Source organism: Streptosporangium sp. H13245 (genome assembly GCF_055690525.1).
Map to the genome: position 1 here is coordinate 13,648 of NZ_JBSZKT010000030.1, position 23,933 is coordinate 37,580.

The window sequence follows — 23,933 nt, forward strand, 5'->3', positions numbered from 1 at the left end:
CCTACCCGGGGAAAATCGGTAACGTGCCTTATCTCCTCAGCTACACCCTGAAGGACCTGACCACCGGTGGTGTCGCCTCGGTCGGGCAGATCTGGGGACCGAGGGCGAACTGGTGTGACGGCTGGCCCGGACCGGGCGCCTGCCCCACCACAACCTGACCGCCTGGAACGCCCTTTCCCCGGCCGGGCAGATCCGGGGGCACGAAGGCGAACCGGTGTGACCACGCACCGGGCCTCGACGAACGATCTGGTCACCGCTGGCGGGGATGCCCGCCAGCGGACGGCCGCGCGGCATGGGTACCGGACGCGGGTTTCCACGCACGCGTCCGCCCTTCTCCCGCGCTCGGCCGGAAGATGGCGTACGGGCCGTGGACGGCGCACGTCGGCGAGAACGGCATCGCCCCGCCGGGCCAGAAACGGGAGGGCGACGGACGCACCCCGTCCGGCACGTACGGGTTCGGCTTCATGTTCGGCGCCAGACCCGACCCCGGTGTGAGGTTTCCCTACCGGCAAGCGCTCTCCCACGACAACAGACAGACATCAGGGTCGCCTGACCAGGGAGGTTCATACGGGCGCCGGGTCGACGACGCCACCGATCTTCCACCTGCCGGAGGCCGAGGCTCAGGAGCCGAGGTAGCGCAGGACGGCCAGGACGCGGCGGCTGTAGCCGGTGGCGTGCAGCAGGCCGAGCTTGTCGAAGATGGCGTTGACGTGCTTCTCGACGGCGCTCTGGGAGACGTGCAGCCGTTCGGCGGTGGAGGCGTTGGTCAGGCCCTGGGCCATGTGGTCGAGCACCTCGCGCTCGCGGGAGGTGAGGCGGCTCAGCGGGTCGGCGTGGGTGGTCCTGGCCAGGAGCTGGCGTACCACCTCGGGATCGAAGGCCGCTCCCCCGGCACCGACCCGATCGAGCGCGTCGAGGAAGTCGCCGACCTGGGCCACCCGGTCCTTGAGCAGGTAGCCCACCCCGTCCACGTCACCGGTCATCAGCTCGACGGCGTAGCGCTTCTCGACGTACTGCGACAGGACCAGCACGCGCGTTCCCGGGTGGCGGCGCCGGATCTCCAGCACCGCCCGCAACCCCTCGTCGGTGTGGGTCGGCGGCATCCGCACGTCGGCGACCACGACGTCGGGGCGGTGCTCGGCGACCGCGGCGACGAGCGCCTCGCCGTCGCCGACCGCGGCCGGGACCTCGTGGCCCTCCTCCAGCAGCAGCCGGACGAGCCCCTCGCGCAGCAGGGTCGAGTCCTCGGCCAGGATCACCCGCACGGGAGCTCCGCGGTGATCGTGGTGGGCCCGCCGGGCGGGCTGTCGACGCGGAACAGCCCGTCCAGCGCGGCCACCCTCCGGGCCAGCCCCGACAGCCCTCCGCCCGCCGCGTCCGCCCCGCCCACACCGTCGTCCCGTACGCGCACGACGACCATTGTGCCGTGCGCGCGGACCTCGACGGTGATCGCGGTGGCGCGGGCGTGCTTGGCCGCGTTGGTCACCGCCTCGCTGACCACGAAGTACGACGCCGTCTCCACCGCCATCGACGGCCGTACGGGCAGCTCGCAGACCACCTTGACCGGTACGCCGGAGCGCTCGGCCACTCCGGCCAGCGCGTTGGCGAGCCCGAGGGAGTCCAGCCCCGACGGGTAGACCCGCCAGGCCACCTCGCGCAGCTCGGCCAGTGCCTGTTGCGCCTCCTCGTGCGCCTGCGCGAGCAGTTCCGACCGTCCTCTGCGTGCCCGTCCGACCAGCAGGGACAGGGCCACCAGCCGCTGCTGCAGCCCGTCGTGCAGGTCCCGCTCGATCCTGCGGCGCTCGGAGTCGACGGCCGCCAGCACGCCCGCGCGGCTCTCGGCCAGCTCGGCGATGCGGTGCCGCAGCGCCTCGGTGTGGTCGGGGCCGAGCATGCGTTCGGCCAGCCGCCGCTCCAGCGCGTGCGCCCCCACCAGGCCCGACAGCGCCAGGAACAGCAGGACGACACCTCCCAGGAGGATGTAGGCGAGCAGCGGCACGCTCGGCGTCATGCCGTCGAACGGCAGGCCCGACCCCCAGGACCAGGCGAGAGCGACGGCCACCCCGATGCCGCAGGCGAGCAGGAAGACCACCAGACCGCCGAGTACGCCCACCGGCACCCTGGCCGCCAGGTAGCGCAGTTCCCGCCCGTCCGCGTGGTCCGCGTCGAGCCCGAGGGCGGCGGGATCGAGGCGCAGGCGGCGGGCTTCGAGCACGGCCAGCCGCCGGGCCGCCCCCCGCACGGCCGGATGACCGGCGAACGGCAGCGCGGGCAGCAGGAACACGAGGTCGAGCAGGGCGGTGACCGTCCCGAGGACCACCGCGCCCAGCAGCCGCAGCCCCTCAGCGACGGTACGCATGCCACCCCTCGTCGGCGGTACGAGGGACCGCACGCCCTCGCGTCCCGGGGCTTTCCATCGGCCTGACCAGCCCATTTGACATGCCCCAAAGGTTATAGACGTTCGGGACATGGGCGGAATGAGGCGCGTGGCCGTTCCGGGGGTGCGGAAAACCGCACCACCGGCCTCAGCCCCCCGGCGGGATCAGCGCGCTGAGCGCGGCGGCGCCGTCGAGGAGGGCCCTCGACCGGGCGTCGATGCTCTCGTCCCGGGCGGCCAGCGCGGCCATCACCTCATCCCAGCGGCGGGTGCGTCTCAGCTCCGGCACCAGGGCCTGGAGCGGGGCGATCCGGTAACCGGCCATGCGGAGCTGATAGACGATCCGCGCGTCCCTGACATCGTCCGGGAAGTATCTCCGCGGCCCTCCCGGGGAGGCCCGCCGGGGCACGACGAGACCTTCCGCGTCCCAGTGCCGCAGCGTCGAGGGGCGCACGCCGAGCGCGACGGCGAGTTCGGAGACGCTCATGACGTCCGAGGGGCGTACGTCGTCGATCGACTCCCCGGAGATCGTCGTGGCGGCCTCCCGGGCCAGCCTGACCTCCCGCCGCTCCGCGTCGAGCCGGGCGTGTGCCGCGTCGAGCAGGGCGAACAGCTCCGAGGCGGGACGCGTGTGCGCCGCGCGCATGATCCTCCTGGCCTCGACCGGCCCCGTGCCGTCGGCGAGAGCCCGGTAGGCCAGCGCGGAGCGCAGATGCGCCTCGTCGTAGATCCGGTATCCCGTACCGGTGCGTGTCGCCGGGGGCAACACGCCGTCACGCTCCAGGTTGCGCACCTGCTGGACGGAGCACCCGGCCTGCCGCGCGACATCGACCGTCCGCATGTTCGCCGACTTGCGACTTCTCACCCATCCACCTGGGCATACTTGGGGAAAAGTCTCCACAACCACATGAATGACACGCTACAACACATGAGTATCGACGAGATCATCGAATTCCTCGCCGGCCTCGACGGGGTTCTGACCCTCAGGCCGGTCCCCGGCGACGGTTCGCCCGAGGTCAGCTGGGGTGACGCGTTCTTCTACTACGCCCCCGACGGCGAGGTCCCGAAGGCGACCCAGCCCTTCGCGACGATCGTGACGAAGAACTACCCGGAGGACGAGCTGTCGCGGCTGGACCGTCCGGGCACCTTCCGCCTGAACATCTCCGCGGGAAAGGACGCCTTCGTCAGCTGGACCGGCCGGCAGCCGCGCGACGCGGCCACGGATGAGGCCGACCCGAGCGTGGCCGACGCCGTGATGGCGCACCCCGTCTACGGCACGCTGGGCTGGCTGGCCGTGGTGAACCCGGGCCCGCGGACGGAGCGGGCGGCCCGGGAACTGCTGCGCACGGCCCACGATCTGGCCCGCTCACGCTACCTGCGACGCGCCGGATCGACATCGCCCTGATCCACCGCACGGTTTCCGGCTTTCGGCGTACGTGAGCCGTTTCCCGGTTCTCCGTACCGCGAGGATTCTCCGTACCGCGTGAAAAGGCGCCGGTGGGCGTGTGGCAAACGAAAAGGGCCCGCCGGGAGAGGGGGGCGCCGGGGAGACCCCGGGCGCGAGCCCTCCAGCGCCCGGCGGGCCCTGATCGGCGCGGTCACGACTACGCGTGGTGCCTGCCCTTGCGCCTGTCGGACAGCCTCACCACGATGAAGACGATCACGGCGAGGATCACGATGCCCAGCACCGCCTTCGACACGACCCCCATGTACTGCTCGACCAGGTCCCACTGCTCACCGAGCAGGAACCCCGCCATCACGAAGGCCGTGTTCCAAATGAGGCTGCCCAGGGTGGTGAGGAGGGTGAAGATCATGATCGGCATGCGCTCGACCCCCGCGGGGATCGAGATGAGGCTGCGGAAGATGGGGATCATCCGGCCGAAGAAGACGGTCTTCCTGCCGTGCCTGGCGAACCACGCCTCGGTCCTCTCGATGTCGGCGACGCTGACCAGCGGCAGCTTGGCGGCGATGGCCACCACGCGCTCCCGGCCCAGCAGGGCCCCGACCCCGTACAGCGCCAGCGCGCCGACCACCGATCCCAGGGTCGTCCAGAGCACGGCGTCGAACAGCCCCATGTTCCCCTTGCTCGCGGTGAACCCGGCCAGCGGCAGGATCACCTCGCTGGGCAGGGGCGGGAACAGGTTCTCGAGTGCGATCGCCAGCCCCGCCCCGGGCGCGCCCAGGGTTTCCATAAGGTTGATCGCCCATCCGGCGATCCCGTCGACATTCGGTGAACTCATAGGGACAAGGCTACGGAGAGCTGCGTACGGTGTGGATGCGGAACGCTCCCCGCTTCGCCTGGCGGGCGCCGCAGAGCGCGGCTGCGGAAAACCACAGCCGCCCGCCGCGTGGCCGTGACGGCCGGGCGTTTTCCGAGATCCCCGCACGTCAGCGGGTACATCGAGCGGTCGGGGCGGGGATGGCGGCGGCGCCCGCCGGGCCCGTCGCGGCTCGGGAACGGGCGGGCGTGGCCGCCGATCGGCGCCGTCGCCCCGCATCGAGTGTGACCCATCCCACATTTGTCATTTTCGGGGGCGACGCGTGTCGGGGGCCTTCGAGGGGAAAGACCACCCTTTGCGGCTCCTGGCTCCTGGCTCCTGGCTCCTGGCTCCTGGCTCCTGGCTCCTGGCTCCTGGCTCCTGGCTCCCGGCCGAGTCTGGTGCGGGGTCAGGTGTCCCTGAGGTGGATCGCCTCGCCCGGCTCGATCTCGGCGCGTCCCGCGGTCAGCGTGGCGACCCAGCCGGGGAAGGCGGGCAGGTCCCGCTCGCGCACCGCGACGCGGAAGCCGACGTCGGCGCCGTAGACGACCTCCCTGACCTCGTAGGGCGAGGTGTGCAGGTCGTTCTCCAGCCGCCCGGCCCTGACGTGGTCCACGGTCACGGTCATGACCCTGGCGGGCACCATCCCCACCAGCGGCGTGAGGTCCAGCGTCCTGCCGACCGACGAGCCGTACGCGCGGACCAGGCCCCCGGCGCCGAGCTTCACCCCGCCGAAGTATCGGGTGACCACCGCCACCGCGTCGGCGACGCCCCGGCGCAGCAGCGTCTCCAGCATCGGGGTCCCGGCGGTGCCGCCGGGCTCGCCGTCGTCGTCGGCCCGCTGGACCCGGCGGTCGCCGCCGATCACGTACGCCGAGCAGTTGTGCGTGGCGTCACCGTACAGCCGCCTGCGGGTGGCGACGAACTCCCTCGCCGCCTCCTCCGAGGGGGCCGGGCCGACCGCGCACAGGAACCGGGAGCGCTTGATCTCGATCTCGTGTTCCGTGGTGTCCTGCGGAGTCAGGTACGGGTCGGGCATCCGGCAAGGTTATCCAGAGGGCACGGTCAGCGAGCCGCCTGGAAGGCGCGGCCCGCGCGGGTGACGGTCCCGTCGCTGCGGAACAGCCCGCTGTTGGGCTCGGTCTCCGAGGAGGGCAGGCCGAACCAGGCGTAGCGCCGCACGTACGGCAGGGAGGCCAGCATCCTGGTGGAGGCGGTGACGAACGCGGCCTGCTGGGCGTCGCTGGCGTAGCGGGTGCCGTTCGAGAAGCTGATCAGGGCGTACTCGGTGAGCCAGATCGGCTTGCGGTAGCGCTTATAGACAGCCTGGATGTACGACTTGAGCTGGTTCACCGCGGGCTGGGTGCGGAAGTCCGCCCCGTACCAGTGCAGCGCGATGAAGTCGACGCGATAGTCCCGCTCCTTCGCCCCGGACATGAAGCGGTCCAGCCAGCCGCCCGGGGTGTCGGCGCCGAACGCGACGGAGGGGCTGCTGAGCACCCGGCCCGCGGACATGAGCTTCGGCCAGAGCGACAGCGCCTCCTCCACGCTCATGTTGGCCTGCTGGGGCAGGTCGGGCTCGTTGAAGGCGAGCAGGTAGGGCCCGGCGCTCCTGGCCTGGGCGAGGTTCTCCGGGGTGACGCTGCCCGATCCCCAGATCATCGGGACGAACCCGTCCGCCTTGGGGCCGGTGACGCCCTCGCGGCGGGTGGACCAGGTGTAGTACCAGCTCGCGCCGGACTTCGCTAAGGCCGAGCCGACCCCGGGCATCTTCCACACGCCCACGCCCTTCCTGGGGGAGGTCGCGACGGCGGGGGGCGGGGTCGGCTTGGGCGTGGGGGTGGGCGTGCGGCTGGCCTTCTTGCGGCTCGGGGTCGGGGACGAGGAGGGCGTCCGCGACGGGGACGGGGACGACGACGGGGACGGCGAGGCCGTCGGCGCGGGGACGGCCAGCGGCGGGGCGGGCTCGGGGGCGGGGGCCGTGAGCTGCCCGAACACCAGGACGCCCGTGACGATGACGGCCGCCGCGCCGCCGATCGTGATCGGGGCGGGGGGCAGGGAGGCGAGCAGGCCCGGCCGCGTCGGCTCAAGGGCGTGCGCGCCGTGGGCCGCGCCCCAGGAGGTGGCGTGCGCCACCGCCTCGACGGCGGGGGGAACGGCCTGGAGGTGGTGCAGGGCGAAACCGATCGGCAGGGGCAGCAGCGGCAGCCCGCTGAGCAGGCGGTCGATGGGCAGCAGGCCCGCGGTGCGCCCCTGGCAGCGGGCGCAGTCGCGGATGTGCCGGGCGAAGCGCTTGCGCCACAGCGGGCTGGGGACGCCGTTCCAGTTCGCGGTGAGGGCGTGCAGCTCGGAGCATCCGGAGTCGGCGCGCAGCGCCCGCACGATGGTGCGCGCCGTCTGGACCTGCTCCTTCATCCGCTGGACGCGTACGGCGGCGTGGCGCCCCGACAGGCCGAGCGCCCCGGCGAGGTCGGCGCGGCCGAGCTCGCCGGTCTCCTCAAGCCACCACAGGGCGAGAAGCGCCTGGTCGTCGCCGTCCAGCCAGCGGGTGGCCTCGGCGACCTCGCGGCGCTGGTCGGTGAGCCCGAGCCGCAGGATGGTCACGGCGGCGAAGTCGGAGGCGGGGTCGGGCACCTCCTCGGCGCTGTCGAGGTCGGCCCTGCGGTGCTGGGTGGTCCTGCGGTCCTGCTCGTGGTCGCGCACCTGACGGACGGCGATGGCCACCAGCCAGGACCGGTACGCCTGCGGATCCCGCAGGTCGGGCAGGGCGCGGACGACCCGGAGGAACGTCTCCTGGACCACGTCGTCGACGTCGGTATGGCCGTTCAGCGCTCGCCCGACGATGTTGTAGACGAGTGGGAGGGAGTCGGCCACCAGGGCGTCCAGCGCCCGCTGGTCTCCGTCACGCGCGGCGGTCACCATCGCCGTGTCGGGTCCGCCCCTGCCGGTTCCGAGCATCGCACTCCGCTTCCTGTCGTCGTCCACGGTCCGTCGTCCCCGCACCAGTCCGCGCGCGCCGGGCAGGGATGATTCTCTCCATAACTCCTCATAGCGGAAGACCGACGAGCCCCCTCTCCGGAGACCGGCGGCAGGTCAGATGGACAACGAAAATTTTCTCCCGCCTTTTTTCGAGTTTTTGTTGTCGCCCCTCCTCGCGACGGTCTCCTGTACAGGAGCAGAACACGCCCGGCGCCGGGCGTGACGGCGAAGGAGGCTCGCGGCGATGGCACCAGGGAGGCGTACGGTGACACCGTTACAGGACTATATGTCCTGTTCAGGGTGGGACCACCCCGCACGGCAGCGGTGTTCGCGCCCCCACTCCCCCGCCTCGTTCGAGCGGCACGGCCTCGCCGTCTCCCGTGCCGCCGTCGGCGGCCTCCGGCCCCACCCCGAGTCCCACCCGCCCGGCCCTCGCCGGGGCGGTCACGGCCACCCGGTGCCAGCGCCTCCCCCGCGGGACGCCGTCCGCTGACCCGCCGGGCCACGAGCCGGTCCGGCCGAGACGCCGTCGAGCATCACGTCCACCACACCTCGACCCCCCTAAGGACCTCATCCACATGAGTGAGATCGTTCCGAGCACCACGGCCCCCGGTCGCAGATCGGGCGGGCGGGCCCACCGCCTCGCACTCGCCGGTGCCCTCGCGACCATCCTGGGTGCCTCCCTGGTGAACGGCGTCCTTCCGGCCAGCGCGGCCGAGGTCCCGCTGTCGCAGAGCGGCACGGCCACCGCCTCCTCCTCCGAGAGGGCCGGTCTGTCCGCCTCGGCGGCGATCGACGGCAAGGAGAACACCCGCTGGTCGAGCGCCTTCAGCGACCCCCAGTGGTTCCAGGTCGACCTGGGCGCGTCCAAGGCGATCGAGAAGATCGTGCTGAACTGGGAGAACGCCTACGCCACGGCCTTCACCATCCAGACCTCCTCCGGTGGCGGCCAGTGGAAGACGATCCACACCACGACCGCGGGCAAGGGCGGCGTGCAGACCCTGAACGTCTCGGCCACCGGCCGCTACGTCCGGCTCAACGCCACCAAGCGCTCCTCCCAGTACGGGGTCTCGCTGTGGGAGTTCGAGGTCTACGGCACCGGCTCGGGCACCCCCGGCGCCACGCCCACCGCCACGCCGAAGCCGAGCACCACTCCCAAGCCCAGCACCACACCGAAGCCGAGCACCACCCCGGCTCCCGGCGGCAACCTGCCCAAGGGCCCGGTCCCGCCCGGCGCGGTGCGGGTGGCGGAGTTCCTCGCCGAGTGCCCCTACACCCACCGGCTGCCCGACGACCCGATCGTGATGCCGGGCATCGCCGGTGGATCGCACATGCACAGCTTCTTCGGCAACACCACCACGGACGCCGACTCCGACCTGAAGAGCCTGCAGAAGGGCGGCACCAGCTGCAGCCCGAAGACCGACATCTCCTCGTACTGGGTGCCGACCCTCTACAGCGACGACAAGCCCGTCGAGCCGACCGGCACCACGTTCTACTACCTGGGTGAGGGCGTCAAGGACGAGCTGATGGCCCAGACCCGGCCGCTGCCGCTGGGCCTGCGGATCGTGGCGGGCAACGCCAAGGCCACCCAGCCCGACGCCTCCAGCAACGCGCGCTGGTCGTGCCTGCACGCCGGTGAGGTGGGCTCCTCCAAGAACTTCGTCAACTGCCCTGCAGGCAAGATGCTGGAGTCCTACCTGGACTTCCCGCACTGCTGGAACGGCGAGGACCTGGACTCCCCCGACCACAAGAGCCACATGTCCTACCCGGTGAACGGCGCCTGCCCCGCCTCGCACCCGGTGATCGTGCCCAAGCTGCGCCAGGTGCTGCGCTACCCGGTCAGCGGCGACCCGGCCAAGTTCCGGCTCTCGTCGGGTCCCGGCTTCACCATGCACGGTGACTTCTTCAACGCCTGGCCCGAGGCCGAGATGGAGCGCCGCGTGCGCGACTGCATCCGTCCGATCGTCAAGTGCGGGGCCGACGGCACCCCCTGAGACGGCAGGTGACCGCCTTCGGGCGAAAGCGTACCGTCTCCCCTGAACGGGGCGAGGCCCGGCATACCGGGCCTCGCCTCACCAGGGCACCGGCGAGCGGAGGAGCGACATGAAGGCATCCACGATCGGCGCGGCGGTACTCGTCGTACTCACCGTGCTGCTGGTCTCGCGATGTGTCGCCGCCGAGCCGCAGACCCATTCGGCCGCGAACCACCCGCCGTCGCGAAGCGGTCCCGCCGCGCTTCCCACACCGACCGGAAGCGCGTCGGGCTCCTTCAACGGCACCGACATCGCGTGGCTGCAGCTGATGATCCCGATGACCGAGCAGGCGGTGCGCCTACTGGAACTGGCCCCCGGCAAGACCTCGAACCCGAAGCTCAAGCGGTTCGCCGAGGAGTACGTCGCCGATCGCCGTACGACGCTCCAGGGGCTGCGCGACCTGCTGCGGCGGTCCGGGGTGCCGGAGAGCAACGAGCACGAGGGGCATGACATACCGGGCATGGTGATTCCCGACGACTTCGCGGCCCTGAAGCGGGCCGACGGCGCCGCGTTCGACCGGCTCTTCACCAAGGACGCGCGCGAATACCTCACGCAGTCCGTCCTGGTCGCGAAGAGCGAGCAGAAGTCGGGCGCCGACCAGGAGACCAAGGCGTTCGCCGCCGCCCTGGAGAAAACCCACAGCGGCCAGCTTCCCCGGCTGGAGCCGTGAGAGGCGCCGCCCCCGCCCCCGATTCCGCGACGCGCCCGCACCCCGGCACGCGTGCGCGGCGGCGCAGGACCCCGGTCCGCCCGCCCGCGCGCCGGGCGCGGCCGTCCCTGGTCCTCGCCCTGATCTACGCCGGAGCCGTCGCGGCGACCGCGACGTGCTGGTCCGACATGACCTCGGTCTCCGGGTTCACCGGGCTGCTGTCCTGGGCGGGCAGGCTCACCGGCCTGCTCGCGGGCTACGCCTGCGCCGTGCTGCTGGGGTTGATGGCCCGCGTTCCCGCGCTGGATCGCGGGGTCGGAACCGACCGGCTGGCACGCTGGCACGCGATGGGCGGCCGGTGCACCATCGTCCTGTCGGTGGCCCACATGCTGTTCGCCGTCGCGGCCCACGTGGCGCGGTCCGGCGCGGGCGTGCTGGAGGGGACCGCCGGGCTGATCCTGAACGGACCGGCCATGCTGGAGGCGACGGCCGCCCTCCTGCTGCTGACCGGCGTCGCGGTCGTCTCGGTGCGCGAGGTGCGGCGCCGGATGCGGTACGAGACCTGGCACTACCTGCACTTCGTCACCTACGGGGCCGTCTTCCTCGGGTTCGGCCACCAGCTCACCGGGCCGGACTTCGCCGGGAGCGCCGTCATGAGCGTGTTCTGGTACGCGCTGTACGTGTCGGTCGTCGCCCTGCTGGTCTGGTACCGCTTCCTCACCCCCGTCCGCCGCGCGCTGCGCCACCGGCTGCGGGTCACCGGGGTCCGCAGGGAGTCGTCCGCCGTGGTGTCGGTCTACCTGACCGGTGAGCACCTGGACGAGCTGGGCGCCGAACCCGGCCAGTTCTTCCGGTGGCGGTTCCTCGCCCCCGGCATGTGGTGGACGGCCAACCCGTACTCGCTGTCGGCGCCCGCCAACGACCGCTTCCTGCGGATCACCGTCAAGGGCGTCGGCGACCACAGCAGCGCGCTCGCCGGGCTGCGGCCCGGCACCCGCGTGTGGGCCGAGGGTCCCTACGGGGCCCTCACCGCCGCGCGGCGCCGCAGGCCGCAGGTGCTGCTGGTCGGTGGCGGCGTGGGGATCAGCCCGCTGCGCGCGCTCTTCGAGACGCTGCCCGGCGAGGTGACCCTGGTCTACATGGCCCGCCGCGACGAGGAGCTGATCCTCCGCGACGAGCTGGACGCCATCGCCGCCGCGCGCGGTGCCACGATCCACTACACCGTGGACGAGCTGACCGGATCGTCCGGTAAGCGGAACGTGCCGCTGACCGGGCGCGCGCTGCGGACCCTCATCCCCGGCCTGGCCGTCCACGACGTCTACCTGTGCGGCCCCGCCGGGATGACCGTCGCGGCGCGCTCCGCCCTGCGCCGCGCGGGCGTGCCCAGCCGCCGCATCCACGTGGAGTCGTTCGACTTCTGAGCGGGTTCACGGGGGTGGCGGCTGCCGCGGGGGGCCGCCCCGGCCCAGCTCGTGGGCGAGCCGCTCCAGCTCGGCGCCACCCGCCATCAGGGAGGTGAGCTCCTCGGGAGTGATGTCCGCCCTGGCGTACTCACCGAGGCTCGCCCCCCGGTTGAGCAGCAGGAAGCGGTCACCGATCGGGTAGGCGTGGTGCGGGTTGTGGGTGATGAGGACGACGCCCAAACCCCGGTCGCGGGCCTGGGCGACGTAGCGCAGGACGACTCCGGCCTGCTTGACGCCCAGGGCGGAGGTGGGCTCGTCCAGGATGAGGACGCGGGCGCCGAAGTGGACCGCGCGGGCGATGGCCACGGACTGGCGCTCGCCGCCGGACAGGGTGCCGACGGGCTGGTCGACGTCGCGGATGTCGATGCCCATGGAGCGCAGCTCCTCGCGGACCGTACGCTTCGCTCCCGCCACGTCGAAGCGGCGCAGCGGCCCCCGGCCGAGCACGGGCTCGGAGCCCAGGAAGAAGTTCCGCCAGACCGACATCAGCGGGATCATCGCCAGGTCCTGGTAGACGGTGGCGATGCCCTTGTCGAGGGCGTCGCGGGGGCTGGCGAAGGCGGCGGGAGCACCGTCCACCAGGTACGAGCCGGAGTCGGGGGCGTGCATGCCCGACAGGATCTTGATCAGCGTGGACTTGCCCGCGCCGTTGTCGCCGAGGACGCAGCTCACCTCCCCGGCGCGCACCCGCATGGAGACGTCCCGCAGCGCGATCACGCCGCCGAACGTCTTGCCCACGTCGCGGACCTCCAGCAGGGGCGGCGCGTCCTTCTCGCCCTCCGCCGTCACCGCACGGCCCGTCTCGCGGCCCGTCTCGTCCCCCGTCACCGTCTCACGGCCCCTCGTGGCTTCGTCTCCCATTGTCGCCTCACGTCCTGTCGGGGGCTCGTCTCCCGTCACCGCTTCACCTCCTCCGCGTACCGGCGGACGAACCGGTTGGCGAGTGTGGCCAGCAGCAGCATCGCGCCGAGGAAGAACGTGAACCAGTCGGCGTCCCAACCGGCGAAGACGATGCCCTTGTCCGCCATGCCGAAGATCACCGCGCCGACGGAGGCGCCGATCGCGGAGCCGTAGCCGCCGGTCAGCAGGCAGCCGCCGATGACCGCCGCGATGATGTAGACGAACTCCTGGCCGACGCCGGAGCCCGCCTGCACCGAGGTGAAGCGCAGCGCCATGATCGAGCCGACCAGCCAGGCGGCCACGGCGGTGGTCACGAAGAGCGCGATCTTCGTCCGTTCGGCGGGAACCCCGACCGCGCGGGCGGCCCGCTCGTCGCCGCCCACCGCGAAGATCCAGTTTCCGGCCCTGGTCCTGGTGAGCACCCAGGTGGCCAGGGCGGTGACGGCCAGCCACCACAGGATGGCCACCCGGAAGTCGGTCCCGCCGACCGGGATCGTCCCGGCGAGCACCGCCCGCACCTCCTCGTACCCCTCGGCCCTGCGCAGGCCGCCGACCTGCACGGTTCCGGTGAGGGCCTTGGTGACGCCCAGGTTGACACCTTGCAGCATCAGGAACGTGGCGAGGGTGACGATGAAGCTGGGCAGCCCGGTACGGACCACGACCAGCCCGTTGAGGAGGCCGACCAGCAGCGCCACGGCCAGGGCGGCGAGCATGGCGCCCCACACCGGCAGGTCGTAGCGGGTGGCGAGGATCACCGTGACCAGGCCGACGGTGCCGGTGAGCACCCCGGCCGACAGGTCGAACTCCCCGCCGATCATCAGCAGCGCGATCGCCACCGCCATGATCCCGAGGGTGGAGGCCGGGTCCAGCCAGTTGGCCACGCCCTCGGCCGAACGGAAGACCGCCGACTGCCCGGCGAAGAACGCGAAGACCACGAGGGCGCCGACGACGGCGCCGAGTTCGGGCCGGATCAGCAGCCTGCGGGCGACCCCGGTCCCGGCCAGCCGCTCGTCCGCCACCGTCACCGGGTGCCGCTCTCGGCCAGCTGGGCCACCTTCTCCGCGTTGTCCCCGGTGACGAAGCCGGGGCCGGTGTTGACCGGCAGCCCGCCGCCGACGGTGTTGAGGTTCTCCCGGTGCAGGGTCAGGAACGTGATCGGCAGCCATCCCTGGAGGTACTGCTGCTGGTCGACCGCGAACAGTATCTCGCCGTCCTTGATCGCGGCGACCACGTCGGCCGACAGGTCGAAGGTGCCGAGCCTGGCCGTGGAGCCGCCGTCGGCGATGGCGTCGCGGGCGGCGACGGCCACCGCGGGGTTCAGGGTGAGGACGCCGTTGAGCGAGGTGTCCGACTGGAGCCTCGCCTTGATCTTGGAGGTGGCGTCGGCGAGGTTTCCCACGTCCACCTGGAGCCGCTCGACGGTGCCGCCCAGGCCCTGGGTCGCGCCGTTGCAGCGCTGGTCGAGACCGACGTTCCCGGCCTCGTGGATCACGCAGAGCAGCTTGGTGACGCCCTCGGCCCTGAGCTTCTCCCCGGCGCCCCGGCCCGCCACGTCCTCGGACTGGCCGACGTGGGTGATCGCGCCGAACTCGCGGGAGACGTCGCCGCCGGAGTTGATGGTGATCACCGGGATTCCGGCGGACACGGCCTTGCCGACCGACTCCTTCAGGGCGTCCGGGTTGGCCATGGAGACCACGAGGCCGTCGACCTTCTGGCTGACGGCCTGGTCGATGAGCTGGGACTGCCTCGCCGGGTCTCCGTCGCCCTGGTAGGTCACGGTGACGCCGTACCGCTTCCCGGCCGCCTCCGCGCCGTTCTTGACCACGTCCCAGAAGGCGTCCCCCGCGCTCGCGTGGGTGACGACGGCGAAGGTGCCGCCACCGGCCGCCGGGGCGGGGCCGCTCGCCGCGCCCGAGGGGTCTCCCGAGGGCTGCCCCGCCGAACAGCCGGTCAGTGCGGAAAGGCCCAGCACGGCCACCGCGACCAGCCCTGTCGTCCACTTCATCGGTACCTCCGCGCGTCGCCTCGCCGGATCTCCCTCATCCCTGGTTTGTAACCAGCCATTACTCGTGTGTCAATGATTTGTCGTGACATCAAGACTTATGAAATCGGCGGCGACGGCCCTTACCGGCCCCGGTTCAGCTTTGTGCCATGACATTCGCGCCCGCCGTTGCCTGGGCTTTTACCGGTCGTCGGCGCGACGTGACCGTACGGCCCGGCGGCGCCCCCTCCGGCGCCACGTAGCACGTCACCGCACCGCGAGGAGCATCTTGGAGCCGTCCGGAGTCGTTTGGGGCAGCTTTGAGGGGGAAGGGCATGCAGGCCGGATCGTGGAAGAACGAGGGCGGCGAGGACACCGCTCTCGGACGAGATCGAATCCGGAATACGGCACAGGTATCCTGTTTATTCACAGCGCAACAAAACTCCTCCGCGGTAGTGAAATAGCCGAAAAGAACTCAGCGTTCTCTGAACGGGACAACACCCTTCACGTCCACGACCTGGAGATAGGCGTCGACCACCGAAATCCCCGCAACCGGGAAGCCCCTTGGATCACGGCGATCGCATGGCCGGGACTTGCCTTCGCCCGAGAAGGGGCTATATTTACCAATAATCACAGTAGGGATTAAGGGTAATAGCGATGCCCCTGCCGAACTTCCTCACCATCGGTGCTCCCAAAGCCGGGACCACCGCCCTGCACGCCGCGCTGGCCCGGCACCCGGGACTGTTCATGTCCCCGGTGAAGGAACCGAAGTTCTTCCTCAGCGACGGCCCGCCACCGACGAAGGGAGGGCCTGGCGACGCCCAGACCTACCGCGAGCACGTCTGGCGACGCGAGGACTACGAGGCCCTGTTCGGCGCGGCACCTCCGGGCACGCTCACCGGCGAGTCCACCCCGTTCTATCTCTACGACCTGGCGGCGCAGCGGCGCATCAGGGCGGCCATCCCCGACGCCAGGCTCATCGTGGTGCTGCGCGACCCGGTGGAGCGCGCCCACTCCAACTGGACCCACCTGTGGTCGGCCGGGCTGGAGCCGATCGGCGACGTGGTGCGGGCCTGCGCCGAGGAGGAACGACGGGTCGGGGCGGGCTGGGCGCCGTTCTGGCACTATCTCGGGCTCGGCAAGTACGGTGAGCAGCTCGAACACCTGTTCACCCTGTTCCCCCGCGAGCAGGTGCTCGTCTACCGCTACCGCGACCTGGTCGACCGCCCCGCCGAGACCCTCGACCGGATCTGCCGCTTCCTCGGCGTGGAGACCGGCGTGGTCACCGAGGTCCCCCGGGAGAACGTGACCGCCCACCCCGAGCCGACCCTCGAACACCGGATGCTGTCGCGGGCGCTGCGCGTGGGATCGTCCGTGGGGCGGTTCCTGCCGTCGCGGGTGAGCGTGGCGCTGACCGACCCGCTGGAGCGCAGGCTGCAGGAGCGGGCCCGCTCCCGCCAGCCGCTGACCTGGGACCAGCGGGAGAAGCTGATCTCCTACTTCACCGAGGACCTGGCACTGCTGCAGAAGGTGACCGGCGAGGACTTCAGCGACTGGCTCCGCCCCCGCGAGCGCTCGGGCGGCCTGGTGGGCACCCGCCCCGACGGCCAGCGCCAGGCGCGCAACGGCCGCCCCCAGGCATAGCCGGAACGCCCGCCGCCGAGCACGGCCGGGGTGCCGGGCACCCCGGTCGTCCGGTACGTGATCCGCCCGGGACACCGGCGGCACCGCACAGCGCCCGTCACCGTGCCCGTACGCGGCCGGGGATCGCCCGGCGCCCGAGGGGCACGGTCCGTGCGCGGCGGTGCGGCCGTGCCGTGGTCAGCGCAGCTCGGTGCGGAGCTCGTGCGCCCCGTCCTCGCGGGTGTACTCGTAGTAGAGCCGCCGCCCGCCGCCCGGCAGGTCCACGATGTCCATGTAGCGCAGGCCACCGCCCGCGTACGGGGAGAACCCGACGGGTTCGGTGCCGAGCGGGGTCAGCTCCGCCGGGTCGGTGCCGATCGCGACACCGGTCTTCTCCTCGTAGTTCTCCGCCGCGGTGGCCCTGCCGTCGTAGAAGGCCACCACCCTGTCGCCGAGGAAGCGGACCGCCGCCACCCGCGCGCCCCGGGCGTCCCAGGTGCCGGGACGGCCGCTGAGCGCGGTGCCCTGCCAGGTCCACTCGATGCCGTCGGCGCTGGTGGCGTAGTCGGTCACCATCTGGTCGGCCTCGTGGGCCTCCTCCAGCGGGTGGCAGGAGGCCCACAGGTGCCACACGTCGTCTCGCAGCACGATCACCGGGTCCTTGACACCGGTCTTCGGGTCGCCGGGCAGCACGACCCGCCGCTGTGAGGCCCGGAAACCGGACGGGTCGTCGGCCTCCAGCACCTCGACCCGCCAGTGCTTGGTGTCGTAGGTGGCGCAGCTGAGGTACAGCCTCCAGCGCCCCTCCGGCGTGCGGACCAGGGTGGGCCGCTCCAGGGACTCGGTGTCCATCTCCTCCCTGCCGATCGTGAGCAGGGTCTCGAACCGCTCACCGTCGACGGAACGGGCGATGGCGACGGCGTAGCCTCGGCCCTCGCCGACAGGGCGGCGCAGCCGGTAGGCGAGGTAGATCAGTCCGTCGCTCGCCACGGCGCTCGGGGCGCCGGCCCAGTGACCGGCACCCGGCTGCGCCGGTTCGATCGCGACGGTGGAACGGTTGGGGTCGGGAAGGAAATCCTCGATTGTCACGACACCGAGATTAGGCAAGCCCTGGGTAGCACTCACGGAGAATCACCAATCGTCATCACGAGCTTTGTCACCCCTTGACGGCCAAAGGGCATATCGTCCTTGCTTCCTCCGGCGCGAGGGGCACCGGTGGCCGCCGCTCCTCCAGACCGGATCGGCACGATCGGGCGTACCGGGGGTGACACGGTCCGGAGTGCCGGGACGGCGCCGGGGGACGTGTCCGTGGCGCCGGGCCCGGTGGAGGCCTCGATGCCCGACCGTACAGGGTGGGGGGACGTGCGCGGGCGCGGCGGGTCGCGGTGACCCGCGCGTCCCGCTCCCCCACACCGCCCGGCGGCGACACCGTCTCGCCGCGACGGCCGCTCGCCGCGATCTTTCGCACCGTCCGGTGATAGCGGCACCCGTACTGCGCCCCCGGCGCCGTCTCGCCACGGCGGCCCCTCGCCGCGATCTTTCGCACCGTCCGGTGATAGCGGCACCCGTGCCACGCCCCGGCGCCGTCTCGCCGCGATCTTCCGCACCGTCCGGCGGCAGCGGCACCCGTACTGCGCCCCAGGTGCCGTCTCGCCGCGACGGCCGCTCGTCACGTTCGCCCGCGATGACCGGCCGGTTCGTCGGCGACGTGCCTTTCACGATCGTTCGGGACCGTCAGGACCGGCGGAGCGTCGCACTCGGCAGCGGGATGGCGGGGAACGGATTGTCCGGCGGCAGGATGAGCCGCCGGGCCTCCTGGGGGCGGGCGGTGGCGTCCAGGTGCAGGAGGGCGGCCCCGACCCCCGCCGCGCCGACCATGTAGCCGGTGTCGGCGGTGACCTCCCAGGGGCGCAGCCGCCGGTAGGCCTGGTACCAGCGGGTGCCCTTGCCGTCGTGGCCGGTGGCCCGGCCGACCAGGTTCTGTCCCAGCGTGCGGGCGAACTCCAGGTGTCTGCCGTGGCCGGTCGCCGCCCAGAGCCCGACGAACAGCTCCACCAGACCGGCGGTGCCGCAGCACTGGCAGGCCGAGTTCCAGGAGCCGCCGCTCTGGTTGGCGGGGGCGCCGCTGCGGACGATCCCCCTGGCCAGCCGCTCGGCCCAGTCGAGGTCCCCGGCGTCGCCCGACACCCGGTGCAGCTCGTAGAACATCCGGGCGACCCCGGCGGAGCCTGAGCAGAAGCCCAGGTAGTGCAGGTCGCGGCCCTGCGGGATGTGATGCGGTACCAGCGCGCACCGCTCGGTCACGGCGCTGACCGCGCGGACGAAGTCGGCCCCCCTGCGGGAGGCGCCCAGGAAGTCGTTCTCGCCGGTCACGCCGTACAGGCGGGCGAGCAGGAAGGCGGTCCCTGCGGTGCCGGACAGGAAGCCCGGGGTGACGGCGTCCAGCGGCAGGTCGGCGCAGGCGCCCTCGCCGAAGCGGTGGCCGGGGACGACGAGCGTGGCGATGCGGGCGCCCGCCTCGACGGCGACCTCCTGGTAGGCGGGCACCCCCAGGATGCCCGCGGCGTGCAGCAGGCCGAGGATGATCCCGCCGTCGCCTCGCTGCGCCGGGTCTCCGGTCCAGCCCAGGCCGCCGTCGATGAGACGGGCGCTGCGCACGACGCGGTCGGCGACGGCGGCGGCCTCGACCTCGAAGTCCCCCTCGCCGGTGGCCCATCCGGCCTCGGCGAGGGCGAACATCACCCCGGACAGCCCGTGATGGAGGGAGAGGTCGGCCTGCTCCCGCCAGGTGGCGGCGAGGTAGCGGGCCCCGCCCGCGGCGTCCTCCAGGTAGCCGTCGTCACCGGTGGCGGCGGCGAGCTCCAGGAAGAACAGGATGATCCCGGCCGCCCCCGAGTACAGCGACAGGGGGTGGTCGGGCATCGCGGCCCGGCCCCGGGGGTCGGGGTTGGCCAGCCAGTGCCGCCCCCGCTCGTCGTCCACGGCCGCGGAACGGATCCAGCGCGCGGCCCCGACCGCGGCGGCCAGCGGGCTCTCGGCCTCCGGCTCCAGGCTCATGGCGGCTCCTTCGTACGGCGAGACAATCATTTTACCTATATTTCCTACAGGATCAATAGGTAATGCGGTGACCGACACGCGGGACCTGCCCGCGAAGAGGGTCTTCCATGCGAGCTTTTCCACCGCTCCCACCTGGATCACCGGCCCTCAGGCCGGGCGGTCGCGGAGGAGGAGGTCGCTCATGACCGACCCCGCGAGGTCGAAGCCTCCGACGTGGGCGAGATAGCCGCCGGCCTCGAAGATCGATCCGTCCAGCGGGATGAAGACGCCTCCCGCCTGACGGATCAGCAGCGACCCCGCCGCCATGTCCCACGGACTGACCCTACTGCCGTAGGCGACGTCCGCCCACCCGCCCGCGACGTGTGCCAGCTTGAGCGCGGTGCTGCCGGGACGGCGCGTGGAGGCGAACGCCTCCACCATCCTGCCGAACCGGCGCAGCGCCTCCTCCCCGACCTCGGCCAGCTCCCAGGGGGTGGGATAGCTGGTCAGCAGCACCCCCTCCCGGTCGCGCGCGGCACCGGCGCTGCGCAGCCGCACGCCGTTGCACCAGGATCCGCCCAGGTCGGCCCGGAACTCGTCGTCGCGCACCGGGTCGTACACCACCCCGGCGACCACCTCGTCCCCGACGGCGGCGGCGATCGACACGCAGAAGAACGGCAGCCCGGCGGCGAAGTTCGCGGTCCCGTCGATCGGGTCGACGTACCAGCGGATCTCGCCGGAGCCCGTGCTGCCGCCCTCCTCGCCGATGATCGTGCTCTCCGGTACGCGCCTGCCGATGACCTCCCGGATGGTCTCCTCCGCGGCGCGGTCGTGCTCGGTCACCGGATCGTGGAAGTCACTCTTGGTCTCGACCACGGGACGCGACCTGAACGCCTCGCGGAGCCGGTCGCCCACCGCGCGGGCGGCCTCGACCGCGACGGCGGAGAGCTCTGCTGCGGTGCTCTGATCCATCTTTCCTCCAGTGGCGCGAACAGTGACCCGAACCCGGCGGCACAAGCCTCGGCGGCCCGAATCCGACAGCGCCGGTCGCCGACGGCGTCCGGGCTGCGCCGAGGTGGCTCCGGTCGCCGGAAGGCGGGCCCGCGACGCCCCCGCTCCCCCTCCCATCCTGTACGAGGACACCGGCCCCGTACGCGCGCACCGGGCCCCCATCGGCCCTGGCCGGTTTTTGTCAGGACATTCTGATGTCCGCTAGCCTGACGGCGCGGCGTGTCAACCGGGAGGTCGAATGACGGCGCGGTTCGCCATCGATCTCGACCGGTCCAGCCCGGTCCCGCTCTACTTCCAGGTGGCCGAGCAGATCTCCGAGGCCATCCGCCGGGGTGACCTGCCCCCGGGGTCGCGTCTCGACAACGAGATCCTGCTCGCCGACCGGCTGGGCCTGTCGCGGCCGACCGTCCGTCAGGCGATCCAGTATTTGGTCGACAAGGGCCTGCTGGTGCGCAAGCGAGGCGTCGGCACCCAGGTGGTACACGGCCAGGTCAAGCGCTCCGTCGAGCTGACCAGCCTCTACGACGACCTGCGCAGGGCCGGCCAGGAACCGGCCACCAGGGTGCTGCTCCTGGCCCCGGCCCCGGTGGGGGAGGAGGTCGCCGGGGTCCTCGGCGTCGCGCCCGGCACCGAGATGCTCCGCCTGGAGCGGATCCGCTACGCCGCCGGGGAGCCGCTGGCCCTGCTGCACAACTGGCTGCCCTCCGGCCTCGCCCCGCTGACCGCCGAGGACCTCCAGGAACGCGGGCTGTACGAGGTGCTCCGCGCCTCCGGGGTGCGGATGCGCGTGGCGAACCAGCGCATGGGGGCGCGGGCGGCCACCGCGGCCGAGGCCAGGCTGCTCGGCGAGCGGCGCGGGGCACCGCTGCTCACGATGATCCGCACCACCTACGACGACCAGGGCAGGGCCGTCGAGCACGGCTCCCACGTCTACCGGGCCTCGCACTACTCCCTGGAGGTCACGCTCATCGAGCGCTGACCGGGCGACAAAGGACAACAGAGGGCGATGGGGGTCTGCGAGGTCAAATCTGGGCCAAACCGCCCGCGTACGAGGGTGCCCGACGCGTGATGATTCGTCCCCTGGGGATGTCCTATGCGTAATCACCGCTCAGGAAGCCCGCCGTATGACCCCAGATCCGAGACAAGACTATGCGCGGCCGGAGAGATGAGTGGGCGGCGGTCCTCGCCCTGCTGGGCGGCGTCGCGTCCACGACCGGGAACGTCATGCTCGTCGAGGGCGAACCGGGGACAGGCAGGTCGCTGCTGCTCGCCGAGGCCGCGAAGGCCGCGACCGCGCGGGGGACGCCGGTGGCGAGCGGCCGGGCCGACGAGCTGGGGCGGCTGACCCCGCTGGGGCCGCTGCTGTCCGCGCTTGAGGAGTCGCCTGCGCCGACGGCCCCGACGCTCATGGCCAGGAACTCCTCCCCCGACGGGCCGGAACTGCTGCTGTGGCTGGCCGAGCAGGTCCGTACCTCGCTGGAGAGAAGACTCACCTCGGGACCGCTGCTGGTGGTGCTGGACGATCTCCAGTGGGCCGACCCCGCCACGGTCATGGCCCTGCGGACGATGCCCTCGCGGCTGGCCTCGTACCCGGTGGCGTGGCTGCTGGCCCGCCGTAGCACCCCGGCGCGCGGCGACGCGGGACGGCTGTTCGACCTGCTGGAGGAGGAGGGGGCCACCCGGATCGTCCTGCGCCCCCTCGGCGAGGACGCGGTGGCCGAGGTCTCCGCCGACATCCTGGGCGCGGCCCCCGGGGAGGAGCTGGCGGCGCTGGCCGCCCAGGCGGGCGGCAACCCGCTCCTGCTCTGCGAGCTTCTCACCGGGCTGCGCGAGGAGGACGCCGTCCTGGTCGAGGACGGCGTCGCCCGGCTGGCCGGGCTCACCCCCGCCGGGGCGGTGCTGCCCCCGCGCCTGCACGCCGCCGTCCGTCGGCGCCTGGACGAGCTGGGCACCAGGACCCGCTACCTGCTGGAGGCCATCGCGGTGCTCGGACGCTCGGTCACACCGGCGTACGCGGCCGAGATGCTCGGTGAGACCCCGGCCGCGCTGCTTCCCCCGCTGAAGGAGGCGCTGGCGGCCGGGGTGCTCGTGGCCACCCGCGACGAGCTGGCGTTCCGTCACGAACTGGTGTGGCGGTCGGTCGTCGACGGGGTGCCGTCACCGGTGCGGCGGGCCCTGCGGGAGCAGGTCGAGCGCTCCGCCGGAACCCCCCGGGACGACGGCGGGGCCGGGAGGGCCGCGCCGCCGCGAGCCTGGGCCGACCTGCCCGGGGGCGGGGACGGGAGGCTCGTTGACCTTCACTTCTCGCGCTCTTCCTCATTCCGGCATGGTGAGGACGGGGACGGGAGGCTCGTTGACCTGGCCCTGCGCGCGTGGGACGAGGGCGGCCTCGCGCGCGGGCTGGACCTGGCGCGGGAGGCCGTGGAGCGACCGGCCCGCGGCCCGCACCGGCAGCCTCGGGCGGTACTGGCCTCGATGCTCATCGACCTCTGGCTGCTGGACGAGGCGGGACTGGCGACGGAGAGCGCCGCCGAGGAGGCCGACGCCGAGGGGGATCACGCCTGGGCCGCCGAGATCCCCGTCCTGCGCGCCCGGCTGGACCTGGCCGCGGGACGGCTCGGCGGCGCGATCGAGCACGCGGAGGCCGGTCTGGCCGCCGCCGGGACCCTGGACGCCCCGCTCCTGGCCTCCTCCGCCCTGTCGGTCCTCGGTACCGCGTCGCTGCGCTCCGGCGACCTGCCGGGGGCCATCAGGTACATGAAGAGGGACCTGGTCAGGTCGGCACCGGGCATGCCGCCGTGCACGCGGCTGCGGTCGGAGCTGGCGGCCGGGCGGATCAGCGAGGCGCGCGACGGCGCGGCGGGCGGCATGAGCTCGCTCGGCGGCGTCTACGACGCGCTGCCCCGCCACATCGGGGCACTGGCCGGTGAACCCACCGCCGCCGCGTGGCTGGTACGGGTGGCGATGGCGGTGGACGACCGGCGCAGGGCCGACACCGTGGTCGGCGCGGCCGAGGACATCGCCCGGCGCAATCCGGGCCTGCCCAGTCCGTCGGTGTCCGCCGACCACGCGCGCGGCCTGCGGGAACGCGACGCCGAGGCACTGGTCCGCGCGGTGGCCGGGCACACCGACCCCTGGGCCAGGGCCTCGGCGGCGGAGGATCTCGGCGTACTGCTCGGCGCGGGCGGCGGGCGCAGGGACCTGGCCGTGGAGAACCTGAAGACCGCCCTGGCCTGCTACGGGTCCGTGGGAGCCGTCCGGGACGCGGCACGGGTACGGGGCAGGCTGCGGCTGCTGGGCGAGCGGTGCCGCCACTGGGTCAGGACCGACCATCCCGTGTCGGGATGGGCCAGCCTGACCGGTACCGAGCAGGCCGTCTGCGACCTGGTCTCCCAGGGGCTGACGAACCGGCACACCGCCGAGCAGATGTTCATCAGCGAGCACACCGTCGCCTTCCACCTGCGGCAGGTCTTCCGCAAGCTGGGCATCCACTCGCGGGTCGAACTGGCCAGGCTCGCGGCCGAGGAACACGGCCACCGGCATTCCCTCTGAGGCTCACCGGCCCCGAGCCTGCGGCCTGGGCCGAAACCGAGCCCGGAACCGAGCCTGCGGACGAGGCCGGG

21 protein-coding genes are annotated in these 23,933 nt (G+C 72.5%); 8 read left to right on the forward strand and 13 right to left on the reverse strand.

Annotated features, from left to right (window positions below):
- Nucleotides 1–23 precede the first annotated feature (23 nt).
- A complete protein-coding gene (locus ACW9TB_RS29915) occupies nucleotides 24–158 on the forward strand; it encodes a hypothetical protein (protein WP_472751426.1) in 135 nt (44 codons plus the stop codon).
- A 462-nt stretch (nucleotides 159–620) separates the two neighbouring features.
- On the opposite strand, the gene ACW9TB_RS29920 is transcribed toward ACW9TB_RS29915, so the two are convergent.
- From ACW9TB_RS29920 to ACW9TB_RS29930, 3 genes are all read right to left on the reverse strand, one after another.
- Nucleotides 621–1,265, reverse strand: a complete 645-nt coding sequence (locus tag ACW9TB_RS29920) for a response regulator transcription factor (protein ID WP_472751427.1) — start codon at nucleotides 1,263–1,265, stop codon at nucleotides 621–623.
- Nucleotides 1,256–2,359 carry a sensor histidine kinase gene (locus tag ACW9TB_RS29925; protein WP_472751428.1) on the reverse strand — a complete coding sequence of 368 codons (1,104 nt, stop codon included), beginning with the start codon at nucleotides 2,357–2,359 and terminating at the stop codon, nucleotides 1,256–1,258. The genes ACW9TB_RS29920 and ACW9TB_RS29925 overlap by 10 nt, the downstream gene beginning before the upstream one ends.
- Before the next feature lie 166 nt (nucleotides 2,360–2,525).
- Nucleotides 2,526–3,242, reverse strand: a complete 717-nt coding sequence (locus ACW9TB_RS29930; RefSeq protein WP_472751429.1) for a MerR family transcriptional regulator — start codon at nucleotides 3,240–3,242, stop codon at nucleotides 2,526–2,528.
- Between the two features lie 63 nt (nucleotides 3,243–3,305).
- On the opposite strand from ACW9TB_RS29930, the gene ACW9TB_RS29935 reads away from it, so the two are divergent.
- Entirely contained in the window at nucleotides 3,306–3,782 is a 477-nt protein-coding gene (locus ACW9TB_RS29935; protein ID WP_472751430.1) for a DUF6194 family protein, read from the forward strand.
- A 199-nt stretch (nucleotides 3,783–3,981) separates the two neighbouring features.
- Here the strand turns inward: ACW9TB_RS29935 and ACW9TB_RS29940 are convergent, their stop codons facing one another.
- From ACW9TB_RS29940 to ACW9TB_RS29955, 4 genes are all read right to left on the reverse strand, one after another.
- The gene (locus ACW9TB_RS29940; RefSeq protein ID WP_472751431.1) at nucleotides 3,982–4,617 is read right to left on the reverse strand and encodes a DedA family protein; all 636 of its coding nucleotides are present in this window, start codon (nucleotides 4,615–4,617) and stop codon (nucleotides 3,982–3,984) included.
- 427 nt (nucleotides 4,618–5,044) lie between these two features.
- Nucleotides 5,045–5,674 carry a YigZ family protein gene (locus ACW9TB_RS29945; RefSeq protein WP_472751432.1) on the reverse strand — a complete coding sequence of 210 codons (630 nt, stop codon included), beginning with the start codon at nucleotides 5,672–5,674 and terminating at the stop codon, nucleotides 5,045–5,047.
- A 26-nt stretch (nucleotides 5,675–5,700) separates the two neighbouring features.
- Nucleotides 5,701–7,620 (reverse strand): sigma-70 family RNA polymerase sigma factor, encoded by a 1,920-nt coding sequence (locus ACW9TB_RS29950; protein WP_472751433.1) that lies wholly within the window; start codon nucleotides 7,618–7,620, stop codon nucleotides 5,701–5,703.
- A 289-nt stretch (nucleotides 7,621–7,909) separates the two neighbouring features.
- Nucleotides 7,910–8,068 carry a hypothetical protein gene (locus ACW9TB_RS29955; protein WP_472751434.1) on the reverse strand — a complete coding sequence of 53 codons (159 nt, stop codon included), beginning with the start codon at nucleotides 8,066–8,068 and terminating at the stop codon, nucleotides 7,910–7,912.
- A gap of 124 nt (nucleotides 8,069–8,192) precedes the next feature.
- On the opposite strand from ACW9TB_RS29955, the gene ACW9TB_RS29960 reads away from it, so the two are divergent.
- From ACW9TB_RS29960 to ACW9TB_RS29970, 3 genes are all read left to right on the forward strand, one after another.
- Complete coding sequence (locus ACW9TB_RS29960; protein WP_472751435.1) at nucleotides 8,193–9,608, forward strand: DUF1996 domain-containing protein; 1,416 nt, start codon at nucleotides 8,193–8,195, stop codon at nucleotides 9,606–9,608.
- Nucleotides 9,609–9,717: 109 nt separating this feature from the next.
- Nucleotides 9,718–10,317, forward strand: a complete 600-nt coding sequence (locus tag ACW9TB_RS29965; RefSeq protein ID WP_472751436.1) for a DUF305 domain-containing protein — start codon at nucleotides 9,718–9,720, stop codon at nucleotides 10,315–10,317.
- Nucleotides 10,314–11,717 (forward strand): ferredoxin reductase family protein, encoded by a 1,404-nt coding sequence (locus ACW9TB_RS29970; RefSeq protein ID WP_472751437.1) that lies wholly within the window; start codon nucleotides 10,314–10,316, stop codon nucleotides 11,715–11,717. Before ACW9TB_RS29965 ends, ACW9TB_RS29970 begins: the two co-directional genes overlap by 4 nt.
- Nucleotides 11,718–11,723: 6 nt before the next feature.
- On the opposite strand, the gene ACW9TB_RS29975 is transcribed toward ACW9TB_RS29970, so the two are convergent.
- From ACW9TB_RS29975 to ACW9TB_RS29985, 3 genes are read right to left on the reverse strand one after another with little or no spacing between them, the layout of a single operon-like run.
- Complete coding sequence (locus ACW9TB_RS29975; RefSeq protein WP_472751438.1) at nucleotides 11,724–12,620, reverse strand: ATP-binding cassette domain-containing protein; 897 nt, start codon at nucleotides 12,618–12,620, stop codon at nucleotides 11,724–11,726.
- Nucleotides 12,621–12,655: 35 nt separating this feature from the next.
- Nucleotides 12,656–13,684, reverse strand: coding sequence for an ABC transporter permease (locus ACW9TB_RS29980; protein WP_472751439.1), 1,029 nt, complete (start codon nucleotides 13,682–13,684; stop codon nucleotides 12,656–12,658).
- Complete coding sequence (locus ACW9TB_RS29985) at nucleotides 13,681–14,664, reverse strand: sugar ABC transporter substrate-binding protein (RefSeq protein WP_472751440.1); 984 nt, start codon at nucleotides 14,662–14,664, stop codon at nucleotides 13,681–13,683. The genes ACW9TB_RS29980 and ACW9TB_RS29985 overlap by 4 nt, the downstream gene beginning before the upstream one ends.
- Before the next feature lie 633 nt (nucleotides 14,665–15,297).
- On the opposite strand from ACW9TB_RS29985, the gene ACW9TB_RS29990 reads away from it, so the two are divergent.
- On the forward strand, nucleotides 15,298–16,284 hold the full coding sequence (locus ACW9TB_RS29990) for a sulfotransferase family protein (RefSeq protein ID WP_472751441.1): 987 nt from the start codon (nucleotides 15,298–15,300) through the stop codon (nucleotides 16,282–16,284).
- A 177-nt stretch (nucleotides 16,285–16,461) separates the two neighbouring features.
- Here the strand turns inward: ACW9TB_RS29990 and ACW9TB_RS29995 are convergent, their stop codons facing one another.
- The 3 genes from ACW9TB_RS29995 to ACW9TB_RS30005 all read right to left on the reverse strand — a co-directional run bounded on the left by ACW9TB_RS29995 (nucleotide 16,462) and on the right by ACW9TB_RS30005 (nucleotide 20,271).
- Entirely contained in the window at nucleotides 16,462–17,352 is an 891-nt protein-coding gene (locus tag ACW9TB_RS29995) for a glycoside hydrolase family protein (protein WP_472751442.1), read from the reverse strand.
- 645 nt (nucleotides 17,353–17,997) lie between these two features.
- Nucleotides 17,998–19,320, reverse strand: a complete 1,323-nt coding sequence (locus tag ACW9TB_RS30000) for a lanthionine synthetase LanC family protein (protein ID WP_472751443.1) — start codon at nucleotides 19,318–19,320, stop codon at nucleotides 17,998–18,000.
- Between the two features lie 147 nt (nucleotides 19,321–19,467).
- The gene (locus ACW9TB_RS30005) at nucleotides 19,468–20,271 is read right to left on the reverse strand and encodes an inositol monophosphatase family protein (RefSeq protein WP_472751444.1); all 804 of its coding nucleotides are present in this window, start codon (nucleotides 20,269–20,271) and stop codon (nucleotides 19,468–19,470) included.
- Nucleotides 20,272–20,548: 277 nt separating this feature from the next.
- On the opposite strand from ACW9TB_RS30005, the gene ACW9TB_RS30010 reads away from it, so the two are divergent.
- Nucleotides 20,549–21,289: a GntR family transcriptional regulator gene (locus ACW9TB_RS30010; RefSeq protein WP_472751445.1), complete on the forward strand. Its 741-nt coding sequence runs from the start codon at nucleotides 20,549–20,551 to the stop codon at nucleotides 21,287–21,289.
- A gap of 170 nt (nucleotides 21,290–21,459) precedes the next feature.
- Nucleotides 21,460–23,862, forward strand: coding sequence for a helix-turn-helix transcriptional regulator (locus tag ACW9TB_RS30015; protein WP_472751446.1), 2,403 nt, complete (start codon nucleotides 21,460–21,462; stop codon nucleotides 23,860–23,862).
- Nucleotides 23,863–23,933 lie beyond the last annotated feature (71 nt).

Excerpts from the sequence above, each read along its gene's own strand:
- ACW9TB_RS30010 (WP_472751445.1), top strand. The coding sequence starts at position 20,549 with ATGACGGCGCGGTTCGCCATCGATCTCGACCGGTCCAGCCCGGTCCCG.
- ACW9TB_RS29940 (WP_472751431.1), bottom strand. The coding sequence starts at position 4,617 with ATGAGTTCACCGAATGTCGACGGGATCGCCGGATGGGCGATCAACCTT.
- ACW9TB_RS29945 (WP_472751432.1), bottom strand. The coding sequence starts at position 5,674 with ATGCCCGACCCGTACCTGACTCCGCAGGACACCACGGAACACGAGATC.
- ACW9TB_RS30005 (WP_472751444.1), bottom strand. The coding sequence starts at position 20,271 with ATGGATCAGAGCACCGCAGCAGAGCTCTCCGCCGTCGCGGTCGAGGCC.
- ACW9TB_RS29960 (WP_472751435.1), top strand. The coding sequence starts at position 8,193 with ATGAGTGAGATCGTTCCGAGCACCACGGCCCCCGGTCGCAGATCGGGC.
- ACW9TB_RS29985 (WP_472751440.1), bottom strand. The coding sequence starts at position 14,664 with ATGAAGTGGACGACAGGGCTGGTCGCGGTGGCCGTGCTGGGCCTTTCC.
- ACW9TB_RS29965 (WP_472751436.1), top strand. The coding sequence starts at position 9,718 with ATGAAGGCATCCACGATCGGCGCGGCGGTACTCGTCGTACTCACCGTG.
- ACW9TB_RS29990 (WP_472751441.1), top strand. The coding sequence starts at position 15,298 with ATGCCCCTGCCGAACTTCCTCACCATCGGTGCTCCCAAAGCCGGGACC.
- ACW9TB_RS29975 (WP_472751438.1), bottom strand. The coding sequence starts at position 12,620 with ATGGGAGACGAAGCCACGAGGGGCCGTGAGACGGTGACGGGGGACGAG.
- ACW9TB_RS30000 (WP_472751443.1), bottom strand. The coding sequence starts at position 19,320 with ATGAGCCTGGAGCCGGAGGCCGAGAGCCCGCTGGCCGCCGCGGTCGGG.
- ACW9TB_RS29935 (WP_472751430.1), top strand. The coding sequence starts at position 3,306 with ATGAGTATCGACGAGATCATCGAATTCCTCGCCGGCCTCGACGGGGTT.
- ACW9TB_RS29925 (WP_472751428.1), bottom strand. The coding sequence starts at position 2,359 with ATGCGTACCGTCGCTGAGGGGCTGCGGCTGCTGGGCGCGGTGGTCCTC.
- ACW9TB_RS30015 (WP_472751446.1), top strand. The coding sequence starts at position 21,460 with ATGCGCGGCCGGAGAGATGAGTGGGCGGCGGTCCTCGCCCTGCTGGGC.